Annotated in this window: 15 protein-coding genes; 11 read left to right on the top strand and 4 right to left on the bottom strand. The window is 44.7% G+C overall.

The window, feature by feature from the left end; translation table 11 throughout:
- Positions 1-163: 163 nt before the first annotated feature.
- Positions 164-1,852, bottom strand: a complete 1,689-nt coding sequence (locus QMY49_RS08045) for an NAD-dependent malic enzyme (protein WP_005444490.1) — start codon at positions 1,850-1,852, stop codon at positions 164-166.
- Positions 1,853-2,080: 228 nt separating this feature from the next.
- Here QMY49_RS08045 and QMY49_RS08040 point away from each other — a divergent pair, with 228 nt between their 5' ends.
- The 4 genes from QMY49_RS08040 (at position 2,081) to QMY49_RS08025 (ending at position 7,758) form a co-directional block, all read left to right on the top strand.
- The gene (locus QMY49_RS08040; RefSeq protein WP_283313952.1) at positions 2,081-4,435 is read left to right on the top strand and encodes a helicase-related protein; all 2,355 of its coding nucleotides are present in this window, start codon (positions 2,081-2,083) and stop codon (positions 4,433-4,435) included.
- Between the two features lie 402 nt (positions 4,436-4,837).
- Positions 4,838-5,215, top strand: coding sequence for a hypothetical protein (locus QMY49_RS08035; RefSeq protein ID WP_005444488.1), 378 nt, complete (start codon positions 4,838-4,840; stop codon positions 5,213-5,215).
- A gap of 291 nt (positions 5,216-5,506) precedes the next feature.
- Positions 5,507-7,183 (top strand): alkaline phosphatase D family protein, encoded by a 1,677-nt coding sequence (locus QMY49_RS08030; protein ID WP_283313947.1) that lies wholly within the window; start codon positions 5,507-5,509, stop codon positions 7,181-7,183.
- 215 nt (positions 7,184-7,398) lie between these two features.
- Positions 7,399-7,758, top strand: coding sequence for a T6SS amidase immunity protein Tai4 family protein (locus tag QMY49_RS08025; protein WP_009701546.1), 360 nt, complete (start codon positions 7,399-7,401; stop codon positions 7,756-7,758).
- Between the two features lie 58 nt (positions 7,759-7,816).
- Here QMY49_RS08025 and QMY49_RS08020 read toward each other — a convergent pair whose 3' ends face one another.
- Positions 7,817-8,047, bottom strand: coding sequence for a PAS factor family protein (locus QMY49_RS08020; RefSeq protein ID WP_009698104.1), 231 nt, complete (start codon positions 8,045-8,047; stop codon positions 7,817-7,819).
- Between the two features lie 377 nt (positions 8,048-8,424).
- Entirely contained in the window at positions 8,425-8,889 is a 465-nt protein-coding gene (locus QMY49_RS08015) for a DUF417 family protein (protein ID WP_005444484.1), read from the bottom strand.
- Positions 8,890-9,017: 128 nt separating this feature from the next.
- On the opposite strand from QMY49_RS08015, the gene QMY49_RS08010 reads away from it, so the two are divergent.
- The 5 genes from QMY49_RS08010 (at position 9,018) to QMY49_RS07990 (ending at position 13,399) form a co-directional block, all read left to right on the top strand.
- Positions 9,018-9,494 carry a GNAT family N-acetyltransferase gene (locus tag QMY49_RS08010; protein ID WP_009698103.1) on the top strand — a complete coding sequence of 159 codons (477 nt, stop codon included), beginning with the start codon at positions 9,018-9,020 and terminating at the stop codon, positions 9,492-9,494.
- A complete protein-coding gene (locus QMY49_RS08005; protein ID WP_283313943.1) occupies positions 9,491-9,970 on the top strand; it encodes a GNAT family N-acetyltransferase in 480 nt (159 codons plus the stop codon). The genes QMY49_RS08010 and QMY49_RS08005 overlap by 4 nt, the downstream gene beginning before the upstream one ends.
- A gap of 209 nt (positions 9,971-10,179) precedes the next feature.
- Entirely contained in the window at positions 10,180-11,598 is a 1,419-nt protein-coding gene (locus tag QMY49_RS08000; protein WP_283313941.1) for an SLC13 family permease, read from the top strand.
- A gap of 3 nt (positions 11,599-11,601) precedes the next feature.
- The gene (locus QMY49_RS07995; RefSeq protein ID WP_009698101.1) at positions 11,602-12,939 is read left to right on the top strand and encodes an ATP-binding protein; all 1,338 of its coding nucleotides are present in this window, start codon (positions 11,602-11,604) and stop codon (positions 12,937-12,939) included.
- Positions 12,926-13,399, top strand: a complete 474-nt coding sequence (locus QMY49_RS07990; protein WP_283313940.1) for a response regulator — start codon at positions 12,926-12,928, stop codon at positions 13,397-13,399. The genes QMY49_RS07995 and QMY49_RS07990 overlap by 14 nt, the downstream gene beginning before the upstream one ends.
- 85 nt (positions 13,400-13,484) lie before the next feature.
- Here QMY49_RS07990 and QMY49_RS07985 read toward each other — a convergent pair whose 3' ends face one another.
- Entirely contained in the window at positions 13,485-15,191 is a 1,707-nt protein-coding gene (locus tag QMY49_RS07985) for a putative bifunctional diguanylate cyclase/phosphodiesterase (protein WP_005444471.1), read from the bottom strand.
- Between the two features lie 460 nt (positions 15,192-15,651).
- On the opposite strand from QMY49_RS07985, the gene QMY49_RS07980 reads away from it, so the two are divergent.
- Complete coding sequence (locus tag QMY49_RS07980) at positions 15,652-16,863, top strand: cyclic di-GMP phosphodiesterase (protein WP_005444470.1); 1,212 nt, start codon at positions 15,652-15,654, stop codon at positions 16,861-16,863.
- Between the two features lie 323 nt (positions 16,864-17,186).
- The gene (locus tag QMY49_RS07975; protein WP_017188148.1) at positions 17,187-17,813 is read left to right on the top strand and encodes a LysE family translocator; all 627 of its coding nucleotides are present in this window, start codon (positions 17,187-17,189) and stop codon (positions 17,811-17,813) included.
- The last annotated feature ends 32 nt before the right edge of the window (positions 17,814-17,845 follow it).

Below are 17,845 nucleotides of genomic sequence, written 5' to 3'. Positions count from 1 at the left end.
GTTCGATGTCCTTATTTCAATGTGTATCCCTCATCATATCTGATAGAAATGAAAAGAGAGAAGCCCATTTATGCCAAAATACGGTTAGGATGAGAAAAAAAAGCATAAAAAACAAAAGCCCCCGCAATGCGAGGGCTAATTATTATACAAAGCGTAGCAAAATTTAGAATGCTGTGCGTTTGTAACGGCGATAAACAGGCTGCCAGAACGCTTGGTCAATGGCGTCGTTTAACGCTTCATCGGTGATTTCTAGCGCAACGCCTTGCTCAATTGCTTTCTTCGCAACAGCGAATGCAATCTTCTTCGATACCAAATGAATTTCTTCTAGTGGTGGAAGTAGGGCACCGTTGCCGTTGATAGCTAATGGCGAACATGTTGCCAACGCTCGGCTTGATTCCATCAGCATTTCATCGGTTACACGTTTCGCATTCACCGCCAGAACACCAAGGCCAATACCTGGGAAAATGTAGCTGTTGTTACATTGTGCGATAGGGTAAGAACGACCTTCATGAACCACTGGCTCGAATGGGCTACCTGTTGCAACCAATGCTTCGCCGTTTGTCCAACGAATGATGTCGTTTGGCGTTGCTTCTACACGGCTAGTTGGGTTCGACAATGGGAACACGATCGGACGCTTACAGTGTTTGTGCATCTCTTTGATTACTTCTTCACTGAACAGACCCGGAGCACCCGATACACCGATCAGCACTGTTGGTTTCGCGTTGTGCATCACATCAAGAAGTGAGAAGCCATTTCCTTCATTTTCCCACTCTTTTGTGTTGTCGAACTTCTGAACCAAGCGTTGCTGGAAATCAAGAAGATTAGGCATACCCTCTTGCAATAGACCCCAACGGTCAACCATGTAAACTTGCGAACGCGCTTTCTTATCAGAAATCCCTTCCGACACCATTTGTGCGATGATCGCTTCGGCGATACCACAACCTGCTGAACCTGCACCCAAGAAAGTAATACGTTGATCTGAAAGCTTAGTGCCTGCCGCTTTACATGCTGCTAGTAGAGAGCCTACCGTTACCGCAGCTGTACCTTGAATGTCATCGTTGAAACAACAGATGCGATCTTTGTAGCGCTCTAGAAGCGGCATTGCGTTTTTCTGTGCAAAGTCTTCGAACTGGATTAGCGCATCTGGCCAACGACGTTGTACTGCTTGGATAAACTCTTCAACAAACGCATCGTAATCTGGACCCGTGATACGAGGATGACGCCAGCCCATGTACATTGGGTCTGCTAGACGTTGCGGGTTGTTAGTACCTACATCCAGTACGATTGGTAGCGTGTACGCAGGGCTGATACCACCACACGCCGTGTATAAAGAAAGTTTACCGATTGGAATGCCCATGCCGCCGATACCTTGGTCACCCAAGCCCAAGATTCGTTCGCCATCAGTCACAACGATAACTTTAACGTTGTGGTTGGCTGCGTTGTTTAGCAGATCATCGATACGATCGCGGTTCGGGTATGAGATAAATAGACCACGACCACGACGGTAGATATTTGAGAAGTTCTCACACGCTGCACCAACAGTTGGTGTGTAGATGATAGGCATCATCTCTGAAATGTGGTTTTGAACTAGTCGGTAGTATAGCGTTTCGTTTGTATCTTGGATGTTGCGCAGGTAAATGTGCTTATCCATGTCGCTTTCAAAGCTTTTGTACTGTTGGTACGCACGCTCTACCTGTTCTTGGATCGTTTCAGTTGTCTCTGGTAGAAGACCTTCCAAGTTAAATGAACTACGTTCTTCTGCAGAGAACGCACTGCCCTTGTTCAATAGAGGAGTCGCTAAAAGAGCCGGACCCGCATATGGGATATAGAGTGGGCGCTTGTCGTTGTTCATTGGGTGCCTTAAATGTAGGGTTGAAGGATGCGTGCAAAATTCTAACGGGTTCACTATTTAGTTGTAAACATTCGTTGATGTACATCAACGTAATGTCGCAAAAAAATTCAGTTCCCGACGAAAATATCGTCACTGGAAAGAAAACATAACCATGAAATCGATTCCTAAAGCAGGAATTTCTCACTCAGGTATAATGCCCCGCAATCCATTATCACGTTCTTATTTGTTATGTCTCAATTGCCTATCGATAGCTTACAAGCTAAATTTGACCAACTCGTGAATCACCACCATTTGGTGGTAGAAGCCGAAACGGGCTCTGGTAAATCTACGCGTTTACCGCTTTGGTCTGCTAATCATGGTCGAGTATTGGTCATTGAGCCGCGTCGAATCGCATGTACGTCATTGGCAGAGTTTCTTGCTGATCAATCTGGTCAACCGTTAGGGAAGCAGATTGGTTACGCGATTAAGCTTCACGCTCACTATGATGAAAACACCAAAGTCGTGTTTGTGACGCCTGGTGTTGCACTACGTTGGTTCGCAGAAGACAAGCTTGCTAGCTTCGATATCGTGATGGTGGACGAATTTCATGAGCGTCGCTGGGACATTGATCTCCTTACGGCGATTTTAAAGCAAGAAAAGCAACACCGCTTGATCGTGACGTCAGCAACCTTAGAAGGTGAAAAACTGGCGAACTATTTGGATGCCAAACGGCTGCGATCGGAAGGTCGTTGTTTTCCTGTTACCGTTACCCATCGTTCACTGGATAGCCGTTACTTGCCGAACAAAAAAGGTTGCGAGAATGATGTCGTTCGAACAGTTAAGGAGGCGCTGGAAGACGAAGAGGGCGATATTCTCGTTTTCTTACCGGGTCGCAAAGAAATTACTCAATGCGCACAAATGCTGCAAAACATCAATGACGTAATGATTGTGAAGCTGCATGCTTCGGTGAGTGATGAAGAGCGACACCATGCGTTAACGGTACAAAATCAACGCAAAGTGGTTTTAGCGACCAACGTAGCGGAAACCTCGCTGACCATTCCCAATATCCGCGTGGTGATCGACAGTGGTTTGGAACGCAGAACGGTGCAACGAAACGGACGCACAGCTCTGACATTAACTCATATCTCCAAAGCCAGTGCCGCTCAGCGAATGGGGCGTGCTGGTCGTGTTGCAGAAGGGGCGTGTATTCGTCTGTTTGGTGAACATGCGCCATTAGAATTGGTTACCCCACCCGAATTACATCGTGAAGAACTTGTGGAGCCTGTGCTTGCGGCTGCTTGTTGCGGCTATAGACTTTCCGAACTTCAATTTCTTGATGCGTTACCTGAAAAATCGCTGCTCTCCGCGAGCCAAACCTTGCGAGGTATGGAAGCGATAGACCAACAAGGTGATGTAACCGAGCATGGTAAAAAAGTTTACCCCTTACCTATTGACGCATTGTTTGCTGATTTAGTCACTCGTATGCAAACCAAATCAGAAAAAGAAGCGATGATCGACTTAGCTGCCGCACTCTCTGTTCCAGCTCAGTTGCATCAATTGCAAGGCGGTGAGTCTGCCGAAGCCCTAGCGCAAGAAGAACCATTTGGTTGTGATGCATCGCTGATGATTCGCTTGGTGAGAGGAGAGCAACTTCCCGGCGTTAATGTTGATGTGAGCGTACTTGAAGAAGCACAAGGCTTGGCGAAACAGATGCGAGAAGTGTTTGAATTGCCAGAACTTGACGTAGCATCGCGATACAAACGTGATGAACTGACTAAAGCAATCGCCAAGTTGCATCCTGAGCTGGTCTTCGTTCGTCGAGAACGACGCCGTGACGCTTTGGGCAATGGCTTGATGGAAATGGTGGTCGGTCGCAATAGCCGCTTCTCTGATAAAAGTGAGGCAGCATTGGTGCTCGATAGCCATAGTGTCCCCGGAAGAGGCGTAAAGCAGACGCTTAACCTTGCATCTGTGATGTTACCTGTTTCCTTGGCGCTGCTACGTGAATTAGAACTTGGCGAATGGCAGCAAGGCGAAACCAATTATGAAGAAGAAGTCCCGCGCGCGACCATGCATTTGATCTATGCAGGGCGAACCATTTGTACTGAATACCAAGCACTTCAAGGAGAAGTAGCGGTTCAGTCTATTGTTGAGATGATTGATGAACAAGCGCTATTGCCGGGATTTGCGCCACTAAGAAAGCAACAAATTCAGCATTGGAAGATCTATAACGCTCTCGGGTTAAACCAAACTCCTGTTGATAAAAGCATGCTTGATGATTTGTCTTTTTCTACTTGGCTGGTCGAACAGCTGGAAACGCTTGGTGTCGAAAGTGTAGAAGACATCGAACTGTTTGACGCGGATGATATCCCTTTCGAAGGTATTCCAGATTGGGAATATCAAGATTTTGCAGAACAGTTTCCACTTAAGCTGGTGTTAGCTGAACTAAAACTCGACGTAGAGTACTTTGTGTCACGTAAATTGGTTCATGTCATCTACACAGAAGGTAACCGGAAAGGTGACCCAAAACGCTGGGAGCTACCACGATGGTCAGGCTGGAAAGTGCAATATAAGAAAGCCAGCCGAGTGCTCGATGTAAAATAACCTAAACCGGAACAGTAAAGGCGGAATCGAACTAAGCGACACCTTGTACTTTAATGACATCTTAGGTCTGTATGTGCAGGGGTATCACGACTACGGAGAAACCTCGATAGATTATGACTAGTCACAAACTCAAGTAGGACTCGATATTCGTCTTTTGAACTTAATAGTCATCATCCACTGGCATGCCTTGGCACACCGTAGTTTTAGTTCGTCGTTTAAAATATTAATCAATTGAATGCTTATATATGGCGAAGCTGTACTCCATTTGTTACAAAGCTGGTTTTAATATTTCCTTTTGAGGTTAAATTAGGGCATAAAAGACCATTGTTTTATATCCTATTGCTATATCAAAGTAATTGAACGATATTTTGTATATCTCATTTCAGAGTGTCGAGGCATAGGATGGAGCAACAAGGAAAGACATGCATTGAATTCGACTACACAAGCTTCCTAGGGGCAACGGGAAGTAAGAAGTGGACCTTCTTGGAGGCATTCGCCACCATCGCTCCCATTTTTGGCTTGATGTGGAAACAGAACATCGCGGAGTTGAGCTTACCAGAGGATCGCCTTTGGGATGCTGCCTTAAAATCGATGTCTTCACGTCAGAGTGATGAATCCAATCTAGTGATGTTGGTGAAGCTAGCAAAACATGAAGGGATCCATGAATTACGTGTAGTTATGCCTTATTCGTTAGACTCAAAGCAGATTGAGTACATTGAATCTCGAAGCAAACTAAAAGTAGAAACTGCCGAGCAAGATGTGCTGAATTTGAGGCTCTAACACCCAAGGAACGATCCCCAAACACAAAAGCGACCTGTCAAAAGGTCGCTTTTTTTGTTTTACCTATCAGATTTATAAATACCTTCATGATTTGTTGGAAGTGTGATGAATATAGAGTATTTACACTTAAATTAACAAAAATGTAACATCAAGAAATGCAATTGTCATAACTACCTTCTAACTTAATGTTTTTTTAGAGTAATTAGCCAAAGAAGCATAATGCGTCTACTGGCTGGTTAAATCGTGCAGGAACGAGCGCGTTAATAAAACACAATAACAAAGGAAGTTACTATGTCATTGTCTCGTCGAGATTTCATAAAAGCCGTCTCTTCAGGAGCCGTTGTAACAACACTTACCGCCTGTGGTAGCGATGATAGCGATGCGACTCCCACGGGATCATTCGAATACGGTGTGGCCAGCGGCGACCCGACCCAAACTCAAGTGATTATCTGGAGTCGAGTGACCACCGCCGCCAGTTATGTGGATGTAACATGGCAGGTCTCAAGGTCAGAAGATTTTTCAACCGTTGAGCAAAGCGGTACTTTCACCACGGACACCAGTCGAGACTTTACGGTTAAGGTGGATGTGCAAAACCTCAACCCGAGTACTCAGTATTACTACCGCTTCATGGTAGGCGAGACCACTAGCATCGTTGGGATGACACAAACTCTACCTGAAGGCGGCGTAGATAAAGCATCCATGGCTGTCGTGTCTTGCGCAAATTATCCCGCGGGTTATTTCAACGTTTATAAGGAGATTCTCAAACAGCATCAAACAGAGTCGTTCGATGTAGTTTTGCACCTTGGTGATTACATCTACGAATATGGTGCTGGTGGTTATGCTAGTGACGATGCAGCTAGGTTGGGGCGTGAGCCAAGTAAAGGTACCGAATGCATTACTTTAGATGACTATCGAAAGCGCTATGCTCAATACCGTCAAGATCAAGAGCTCCAAGCTTTGCATGCTGCATTGCCAATGATTGCGGTTTGGGATGACCATGAGCTCGCAAATGACGCATGGAAAAATGGTGCAGAAAACCATCAAAATAATGAAGGCAGTTTTGTCGACAGACGCGCCGCCGCTGCCGCAGCATGGACTGAGTGGTTGCCTGTTCGCGAGAATACCTTTTCGAATATGTTGATTTATCGTCAGTTCTCGTTTGGTGATTTGATCAACCTAATGATGCTCGATACTCGCTTAGTTGGGCGAGATCAGCCGTTGGACTACTTTTCGCTTAATGCACCGACAATGGATGCGATTGGTGGACTCGTAGCGCAATCACGCAGTGCTGATAGGGAGCTACTTGGTACTGAACAACTGGCTTGGTTAATGAATGCGTTTAACAGCCAAGACGCCAAATGGAATGTTCTTGGGCAGCAAGTTCTTATGTCGCGTATGGAGCTTCCGAGCTCGGTTATGTTAGCAATGTTTCAGTTATTCAATGCCACAGACGAGCAGAAAATGGATGCTCTTCTCGCGGTGAACAGTGCGATTTCAAATTACCTCGCTGATCCAAGCTCAGATACGACTAAGCTGCCATATAACCTCGATGCTTGGGATGGGTACTATGTTGAGCGAGAGCGAGTGTATGAGATTGCAAAAGCGAGTGAAGGTCATTTTGTTTGCTTAGCTGGTGATACGCACAATGCATGGACCAGTGAGTTAAAGGATGTATCTAATAACCCTGTTGGTGTCGAGTTTGCGACAAGTTCGGTTAGCTCTCCGGGTTTAGAAGAATATTTAGCGTTAGAGCCCGTTGCCATCGCACAAATGGAGTACACATTGCCGCATTTGGTTTCTGAGTTGCAATGGACAGACATTAAACAGCGTGGCTTTATGCGTGTAACCTTTACACCAGAAAAAGCGCAATCTACTTGGTACATGCTCTCTAGTGTTAAAGATAAAAACTACCAAGTGACCAAAAAGATGGCATCAACAACAGATGGTGTCACGCTCGCTCTTGAATAGGGTTTCAACTCACTCTCCTTGAACGAACTCCTTAAACGTTAACCTTAAGCCAGCAAGGTCGTTGCTGGCTTGATTACACATGACGCCCTCACTCCCAATGAACAATCACTTTCCTCGAATGTGTCGCAAATTCCAAATGCTGGGTGCAATGAGACGTAAAGGTGCGTTAGGTTGCATCTAGCTTAAAGTTTAAACTTTTTGGATGAGACTCAAGGATGAAGACATTGAAAAATAGCGTCTGGTTAGGATGTGTCGGTTGGTTTTACAGTTTATTGGTAGGAGCAAGTCCGCTTGAAAATCACAGTAACGAGCAGTTGTTGACGAACTTTGCTCTTGCTTCGTGCATCGCCACGTTTTATCCAAAAACAGAAGTGGCAAAAGACGCGAAAGTGGCAATGCAGGGGTACGTAGAGTTTTCAGATCTATCGATAGAAGTGTTTGCAGGTATTCATGAACTCATTGACCGTAAAGCGGTAGAACAGTATCAAGCGAAAAGAGGAGGGACGGTAGAGCTCGCTTATTGCATCGACTTCTCACACTCAGAACAAGTCCAGCGACTCACGACTTCTGATTAAATCTCGGAAAGAAAAACGGCCCTTAGGGGAGTAGGGCCGTCACAGAACAAAAAGCAAATTAACGCTCAGGAGTCGTTAACAGTCTAATCGCGCTGTCTACTGCATTGTCTATTCCTTCACGGCTTTCCAGTTTCCCTGAACTCGCTGGGCCAAGAGCGCATGCATACAATGCAAGTTGCTTATCAAATGGCAGATCGAGTTGCTCATACAAGTTTTGGCGGATCTTTGCGTGGTGTTCAGGTTCTTGGTTAGCAAGGTTGACAAGCGTGTCATAAATAAGCGTTTTCATATAATTCCTTTTTTATTGCACGGGGTGCATATGGAGTGTATTCGATTACAAGCTAAATTTCAGACGTACCAATCACAGAAAAGCTGCCCAATGAAAATTTTCGAAGCGAAGTAACTATTTATCAGTAGTTATGTATGAGCCGAGATTAAATGTTTATTTAAATCAGCGTGATAGGGGAGGTATGATTCTTATAGATGATATTTAAGTTGGGAACTTCAAGGACTTCAAAGCGTACTTTTATTTGCACTTTAACAAGTTCGATTTTAAAGGATTAAAAAGGGAGCTGACATGGAAAAACACTGCGTTGTATTACGCCTGATTAAAAGCGCCACTATCAAATGGCGCTCCTCTTCATTCACTTTAAAAGTGCCTGTTACTTAAGCGGCTGCCTTTGTAAACGAGCTCGGTTTATTCTTCTCAATCACACTGATTGAAATTGCTAGGAACAAAATATCTTTCACTAGGAAAAAGTTCGCGATTAGAACACCGTCGGAAACTTTCCATGTGTTTGGTGTCGTAACTAAGAAGCTTAGTGTAGCAAGAAAGATGACACTAGCCGCAATACCAGACCAGTAGGCAACGGTTGGTTTTTTCAAACCGATGATCAATCCAAGTGCGACAATGATTTCTGTCAGACCAATGATATTAGAAACTGCTTGAACTGAGATGATGCTGTACAGCCAAGACATTGCTGGGTGATTAAGCACCAAAGGTTCAATTAGCTTGGCTTCTGTAGGGGTGAACTTATAAATACCTAGCCAGATAAGAACCAAGGCAACGCCAAATACGCCTAGGTAGTAGCCAAATTGAGTCGGTTTTTGGGTAACAGATGATGCATGCATAATAACTTCTCCTATAAAAGCATGATTTCAAATGACCGACGGTTGAATTATAAAATTCTTGAATTTATGGTTATATAAAATAACTAATGTCTATATAGGCAAGCTAAGCAAGAAAAGGAAAGGCTTAAATGGAATTTGTTCCCGTCGATTTATCTCGTCATTTGGATTTGTGCATTGCATTTCGACAAGACGCGTATGAGGTGAGTTTTGGTCATCAAAATGGGTTCGATACTCAAGAAATCACCTTGTGGTTCAAGTCGATAGTGGAAGATCCCGAAGCGGGTTTTTTTCATGTGATCAAAGATGACCAAATTATCGGGCAATTAGAGTGTCGGTATCCGGTAGCCGATGAAGAGGGTCATAGATTCGGATATATCAACCTGTTTTATTTGCTGCCGGAGTTTCGTCATCAAGGGCTGGGTAAGCAATTGCAAGATTTCCTATTCAAACGCTTTGTTGAAGAGGGCTGCGTATATGCAAGATTGCGTTATATTCCGGGTAATGATGCGGGAGAACGTTTCTACCTCAAGCATGGTTGGTACCCAGTAGGTGAGCCAGGTGTGCGAGGCCAATTAATGCAGTTCGATTTAATAGAAAAACTATGATTGTTATTCGTGATTTTCGTGAGCAAGATGCACCAATACTCTGGGCACTTTTCTATAACACGGTACGTAATGTTAACCGTCGAGACTACAACGAACAGCAACTGAAAGCGTGGGCGCCAGACGAGTTTGATTCAGAAATCTGGCTGCAGAAAATGATGGAAATTCAACCCTTTGTCGCAGAGTTAGATGGGGTCATTGTGGGCTACAGTGATGTTCAATCAAGCGGGCTTGTCGACCACTTTTTCTGTCATCACGCATATCAAGGGCAGGGCGTTGGACGCGCACTAATGGCGCATGTATTCAAGCAAGCTAAAGAAAAAGGGCTGACACGGCTCTATTCGGAGGTGAGTATTACCGCTCGTCCTTTCTTTGAACACATGGGATTCTCTGTGCTTAAGGAACAACAAGTTGAGGTGCGTGGAGCGATACTGACGAACTATGTTATGGAGCGAGCGTATGATGGAAGCGCTGTGTGATCGATAAATATATTTCGCTCAATTAGTGAGCTTGAACACAGATACCGCATGTTTTCCGTCGTGAATAAGAGTTCATTGATCTAACACCAGAAACCCTCCTCTAAAGGGCGCGCATAATTTCTTCTCGGAGTGGCGAAAGGAAGCCAATAAAAACAGCTTCTTACGCTTGTTATCTCACGGTAAACCATCTCAGGAAGAGAAGTAGTACTATGCGCCCTTATCTCAAATACATCATCCCAACGGTGATCCCTTTGCTCGTTTTGCTGATGCCATTGTCAGCCTTTCCATTCGAAGGAATCACCATTATTCAGCAACGAGTGATTGCAATCTTCTTGCTTGCAGCGCTTTGCTGGGTATTTGAACCGATCCCAATTTATGCCACGTCGGTGGTGATCATCGTGCTTGAGCTGTTGCTCGTATCCAACAAGAGCATCATTTTCTTTAGGTTTGATGAAGGGCAGCCTCATTTTGGCGAGCTATTGCAATACAACGACATCATGGCGACCTTTGCTAGCCCAATCATTATGCTGTTTTTGGGCGGTTTCTTTCTTGCGATGGCCGCAACTAAATATCGCTTGGATGTGAACTTGGCGCGTGTGCTACTCAAGCCTTTTGGGCAAAATCCTAAATACGTGATGTTAGGTTTAATGCTGATCTCGGCGATTTTTTCGATGTTTATGTCGAACACCGCGACAACCGCAATGATGTTGTCGATTCTAACGCCAGTGATTGCGGTGTTTGGCCCCAAAGACCCTGGGCGTATCGCGTTTGCTTTGTGTATTCCTGTTGCTGCAAACATTGGTGGCATCGGCACGCCAATTGGTACGCCTCCAAATGCGATTGCCTTGAAGTATCTCGTTGGTGATAACTTAATTACCTTCGGTGAGTGGATGGTCTTCGGTGTACCTTTTGTGGTTGTGATGATGGCTCTTGCTTGGTTTTTAATCGGCTTTATGTATAAAGCGGAACAAACCACGATTGACCTCAATATTAAGAGCAAATTCCTAAAAACACCGAAAGCGATGATCGTTTATATCACCTTTGCAGGCACCATTTTACTTTGGTTGATGGGTTCTGCTCATGGCATGAACTCGTACACCGTCGCTTTAATTCCTGTCGCGGTATTCTCGCTAACTGGCATCATCAACAAAGAAGACTTGAAAAAAATCTCTTGGGATGTGCTTTGGCTCGTGTCTGGTGGTATTGCGCTTGGGCTTGCTCTGGATAAAACGGGTCTAGCTAAGCTGGTGGTGCATAGCATTCCGTTTGATGAATTCTCACCTTATGTTGTGTTGTTTGGTGCGGCGTTCTTATGTTTGGTGATGGCGAACTTTATGTCCCACACTGCGACGGCTAACTTGCTGATGCCTATTATGGCTGCGCTTGGTACATCTATGGCGTCCTTGACTCCGTTGGGCGGTGAAGTGACATTGATTCTAGTAGTGACTTTCGCAGCGTCATTAGGAATGTCTCTCCCAATCAGTACACCACCAAACGCATTGGCTCATGCAACTGGGCATGTACAAAGCAATCAAATGGCTCGTGTCGGCGTTGTGCTCGGTGTGGTTGGTGTGTTGTTGAGCTTCTTGATGGTGTGGATTCTTCACACGGTTGGACACATTGGTTAAGCCATGTACGAAAGTAAACTAGATACGCTGGTCGAGCGTTACTTCAATCATATCGAGCGTCGCATTACCGTAGCGGCAGGTTCGGTTTTGATTGAACAAGACGGTTACAACGAGCGACTCTATTACGTGTTATCAGGCGAGCTTGCTGGCTACTTTTCCGAAGACGGTAAAAAGCAAACCGAAGTGTTTTCTGCATCGAAAGGGGCATTTATCGGTGTGCACAGTTTCTTTTCAGGAACGTGGACCGCGTCGTCAACGGTGATAGCGCAAACGGATGTTGAGCTAGCGTGGATAGAGCGCAATACTCCGGCTGTGGAAGCGGGCAAATACGGACCATTAACGGCGCAGTTTATGCCTGTCATGGTCAATGAGCTGTCGCGCCGTCAACGTCGAGCGATGCAAGAAGCCTTAGCCAAAGAGAAAGCACTGCAAAAGCTGCACACCGCAGAGCAAATGACGACGTTAGGTCAACTTGCTGCAGGCATTGCGCATGAGCTTAATAATGCCATTGGGGTGGTGAGTAGTAAGTCGGAGCGTTTGGAATCCGTGATCATGGAATTACTTGAAGAAGTTCATCCGGAAGCAAGTCAGTTCTTTGATTTTGGTTTGATGCAAGGGCAAAAAGTTTCTTCCAGTGAGGCAAGAAAGCGGGGACGCCATTTCGAAAAATATTACGGTTTACCCAAAGAATTGGCTCGTGAACTCGCCCGTGCAGTGCCGACCGATTACCTAAATGAACATTGGTTAAAGCGACCAGAAGAAGCCATTCGTTACTGGCAAATGGGGCGTGATTTACACGACTTACGCATTGCCTCCAAGCACACTGTTGGCATCGTGAAATCGGTGAAACAGCTTGGTCGCACTGACATCGATAAAGAAGAAGGGCTTAGAGTCAATGACTCGATAAACCAAGCGCTTGCTTTGTTACAAAGCGATTTACGACGCGTAAGCGTGCGCTTTAGTCCTGCTGACTTGCCTTTGTTTGTTGGTTCACAAACGGAATTGGTGCAGATCTGGGTCAACATCCTAAAGAACGCATGTGATGCGATGAGAGAGACAGAATCACCTGCGATTGAGATCCAAACTCGTGTGAGTAAAAGCAAGATACTTGTGACCATCGCAAATAATGGTCCAGAGATTGATGAAGCGACACGCAGAAAGATTTTTCGACCAAACTTCACCACGAAAAAAGGTGGGTTGTCGTTTGGCTTAGGGTTGGGGCTGTCGATAGTGAAACGTATTGTGGCTGGCTACAACGGCTCAATTGCGGTGAAAAGCGACAGTGAGAAAACCATATTTAGAATTAAATTACCGGTAGAGGATGAACATGGACAAGCTTAATTTAATTTGCGTTGATGACCAGCGAGAGGTGTTAAGCGCGGTTCTGCAAGACTTACAGTCGTTAAGCCAATGGCTCAACATTGAAGATTGCGAGTCTGCCGATGAAGTTCTTGAGCTGATGGACGAATTGGATGCGGAAGGTGAGATGATCGCTCTCATTATTTCAGATCACGTCATGCCAGGGAAAACAGGTGTAGAGCTGCTAACGGAAATTTCCAAAGACAGTCGTTTTATCCATACGCGAAAAGTTCTGCTGACAGGACAAGCAACCCATACGGATACGATTAATGCGATTAACTCGGCAGGCATTGACCGTTACTTTGAAAAGCCATGGCAAGCGGAACAATTGGTCGAATGTGTCAGAAATTTGGTGACTAAATATATCTTTGATATGGGATTAGACTACACCGAATATCATGAGCACTTAGCTCAAAATGTTGTGTTTGATCGCTTGAGATAAATCGCAAACAAAATGAAAAGCCTGAGCTGGAGTGTCTCCAGCTCAGGGAAGTTCAATGATGAGGACCGATTCTTAGTGAGCGCCTTTATTGACTCAAGGTGTATCGGCTTGCGCTCGCCACTGAAAGTGGTTTCGAGAACCAATAGCCTTGTAGGTAGTCCACGCCCATACTGGTAAAGAAGTCGCGCATTTTTGCGTCTTCAATCCCTTCGATAACCACTTCTATATTTTGTTCGCGACACATAGTGATCAAGAACTTCAGGTACTCATGAGAGGAGCGGTTGGTTAATGTCTTCCAAGCCATCGACTTATCAATCTTAATCTGTGTCATTGGCAGATCGAAGAAGCAGTTTAATGAGCTGTAACCAGCACCGAAGTCATCCAAAGAGAGAGCGAAGCCCAACTCACTCAAGGTGTTCAAAGGAGCAATAGCTGCCTGGTTATTGTCCAATATAAAGGTCTCAGTAAGCTCCAAAACAATTGCTTGTGGCTCGACTCCTACTTCGTCAGCCATTGCTTTAATTTTGTTTGGAAATTCGCTATTGAGAAGCTGTAATACTGATACGTTTACGTTCACCCTTACTTGGTTTTGATAGCGCTCACGATAGCTCTTTATGAACTGACACGCTTTCTCGAATACTTGATAGCCAAGCTCAACGATCAAGCCTTTGTTTTCTGCGACGGGAATGAACTCGTCTGGATAGATCTCACCGAACTCTTTACTGCGCCAACGTACCAAAGACTCGAAACTCACGACTTGCAGATCGGATGCACTGACGATTGGTTGGAATTTTACACTCAGTGTTCGCTCTTCAAGTGCGTTTTTTAAGCCTTGCTCAATAAAGAAATAGCGATCTACCGCATACTGCGTTTTCTGGCTGTATACGGCAATACGATCTTTGTTCTTCTCATTGGCGTATTGGCAAGTGCGTGCGGCTTTACGCAAAATTTCTTCAGCAGAATGTTCCGGATCGATGGAAGGGTATAAACCGATACTGATGTTACTGCCAAGATATTGCCCTTGTTCGACAACGGCATCGTGATAATTTTGCTTGATGGTCTGTGCGTATTCTTGCAACTGTTCGAGCGGCACGTCGTCAAGTACCAAAATCGCGAAGTCGTCATCGTGAACACGATAAACCGTGCAGTTTGGTGAAGGTAAGTGACTAAGCGTTTGCAATAGCTTTTCTACTAAACCATCAACAAGCTCGCTACCGTATTGGTTTAGGTACGACTTGATCTCTTCGATCTGGATGTAAAAAATCGACGCATGAGCACCGTTGGATTTTACGCATTCACTGATGTTAAGCAGTAAGTGAGCGCGGTTGGCCATACCGGATGCGTTGTCATGGAAAGCGACTTGATGAATGTAACTCTCCATCAACTTACGTTCAGAAATATCGCGATGGCTGCCAACCATATAATGACCCAGTTCGGTTTCTTTGGTCATTGCAACGCCTTCGATCCAAACATATTGCCCGTTGGGTTTACGAAGGCGGTAGGTGGTCGTGACGCGAGTGTTGTCGGTCGTGATGTGTTCATCGACACGTTTAGATAAGCGTTCTCGATCTAACGGGTGCACCAACTCTAACCATCTATCGAGGTTGATACGCCCAGCGTTGATGCCGAACTGCTCATAAAAACGCTGGTTGTAAAAAACCATGCTGCCGAACTCATCCATGTAGAAGAGTCCTTCATTAAACACATCGAAGATATGAATGAAGCGTTGTTCAACGATCTGTAAAAAATCACGATCGTGTTCTGAAATAGTTTGATCAACCTTGTTGGTCAAGATACTTCCCCCATAACCCAAGCCGTCTTGGAGATAAGTATATAAGTCGAGCTACACGCAAATGACATATTTTTGAAGTTTGTCCTTTTACACTGCAAACGAAAGAAGTCGGTCCAGATTGACAGTTTGTTATGTTAATGAGCTTACGGTGTTTATGTGTAAGTAGAATAATTATTAGAGTAATGCGACTAATAATCGGTATTTATAAAACTTAGTCAACAGTAAATACCATTTGTATTGAGAAGTTATTGATTCAGCACCCAAATTATCGAAATTGTCAGCATCTGTGATGAAATCTTGACCTAAGTCCATAAAATAAAAGTGGTTTATTGTGGCGATGTTGTCTCATATATTGACCAAAAGCTCATTAATTCTAAATGATAGTGAATTCTTATAACAGTGAATGGTCAGATCTCTTATAATGCGTTTGCTAAATAATAAGTGTTAACAAGTTGCGCGTATGCAGTACAAACCAGAAGACTCAATAAAAATAGCGATCGCAGACGTCAGTATCGGTATGTTCGTTACTGCGATTGAACAGAACAAACGTGTCAACCTCGCGAATGCTGGTCGTGTCTCTACGGAGCAGGGCATCAAAAAACTGCATGCGAGCGGCGTAAAGTACGTTTGGGTCGATCAGAAACTCTCAGCGCAGCAGTGCGTCTTTAAGCCTGTTGAAGAAGAGCATGACATTACGTTGTCAGCTTCTGAAATCACGACCACTCCTCAAATCCAGCGAGCGTTCCGTTCCCGCGAGGCGCAGCACAAGCGTGCCAAAAAACTGATTGCGGAAGCGAAGTGTTTAGCGCAAAAGCTGCTGAACCAAACCTTTGAAGGAAAAATCATTGAGGTCAACGAGATTGAATCGTGGGCCGATGACATGATTGACAGCGTATTCATTGATTCTGATGCACTCCAATGTGTATCAGCGCTGCGCCAAAAAGACAGTTACCTTTTGGAGCACTCAGTGAATGTCGCTTGTTTGTTGGTTTCTTTCGGTAAGCATTTAGGGCTAGACAAAGAGACGCTGAAACAACTTGCGATCGGCGGCATCATTCATGATGTTGGTAAAATCAAAGTTGATGATGAGATCTTGCATAAACCTGCTCGCTTAACACCGGAAGAATTTGAACACATGAAACTGCACCAAGTGTTCGCAGGTGAGATCATTGTTGGCGTTAAAGGGTTGAGTAGCGTGAGTCGTGATGTGTGCTTGATGCACCACGAGAAACTTGATGGTACTGGTTACCCACTGGGCTTATCGGGTGAGCAAATCCCGATGCATGGGCGCATGAGCTGTATCGTTGATATCTATGATGCATTGACGGCGGATCGCGTCTACAAAAAGGGCATGAGCTCGGCAGAAGCGTTTAAAATCTTATTGAGTTTGACGCCATTCCACCTTGATCCCGACTTGGTGTACAAGTTCATCAACTGCATAGGTGTGTACCCTGTGGGCTCGATAGTACAATTGAGTGATGGCCGAGTTGGCATTGTGTGGACATCCAACGATTCTCAGCCACTTAAACCCATCGTGAAGTGTTTCTACTCACGTAAGTACAAGCGTTACATCGATGTTGCTATGGTAGATTTAAAAAACAGCTCACATTCGGTTGAGAAAGCAGTAGCGCCATCATCGTTAGAAGTGGATCCAAAACCTTTCTACGATTAAGCGCAATTAAGATGGGTTATTCACAATATCTGTCGAGTAACGAATCGCTTTACAGGGTTGCATATTACCAGTATGTTGATTGCATAACTCAACAGCTCAAAGTGGACTAGAAGCGAGGCAAACTGAGTTTTTCTACTTAGCTTGCTTACTCATAGGATCGACTAAAAGCTAGGTTGGTTTTGAGTCTGTTCAGTTATCTTCGTTCAGCTTTCATAAAAGCTATGTGGTGTCTTTCCGCGTTACGTTTCATGGATAGAAACGTCGAGAAAGGCAAGTAGGCTACACGATCTGTACCCCCATCAACACATTGGAAAGGAGCGCCAATGCAACTCGATACTTGGATCTACTACACCCTTGCGATACTTGTTCTGACTGCCTCTCCTGGTCCTAGCTCGCTGCTTTGTTTGAGTAAAGGCGTCAGTAATGGATTTCGCCATGCCTTTGCGACCGCCCTTGGCAGTCTGACGGCAATTACTATAATTCTTACCTTATCTTTTACTGGACTTGGCGTCGTTATCGCCTCTTCAGAACTGGTGTTTAACATCATTAAATGGTGTGGTGCTGCGTATCTTATTTGGCTTGGTATTCAAGCATTACGCTCTAAGCAAACGGATTTCTCACAAGCACAACCGGAGCAATCTTCTTCGAATTATTTAAGCGCATTTACCAGTGGTTTTATTGTGGGTTCGAGTAACCCGAAAGCCATTGTGTTCTTTACCGCGCTGTTTCCTCAATTTATTGACCCATCTGCATCGTTATTCACTCAATATATTGTCTTTGCTAGTACCTTTGTGGTGTTTGAACTGAGCTGGCTGACCTTCTATGGTTTGCTGGGCGTGAAAACATCGGATTGGTTATTTGTGAAAGGACGAGCGAAGTTATTCAATCGTTTAACGGGCGGTGTATTCATTAGCGCGGGCGTTATGTTGTCGACTGCGCATCGCAGCTGAATTGATAATTATTTCGCTAAGTTATTAAAACT

The organism is Vibrio harveyi, assembly GCF_030060435.1.
GTDB classification, from domain to species: Bacteria; Pseudomonadota; Gammaproteobacteria; order Enterobacterales; family Vibrionaceae; genus Vibrio; species Vibrio harveyi.
This window is presented reverse-complemented; position numbering and strand designations above follow the sequence as displayed.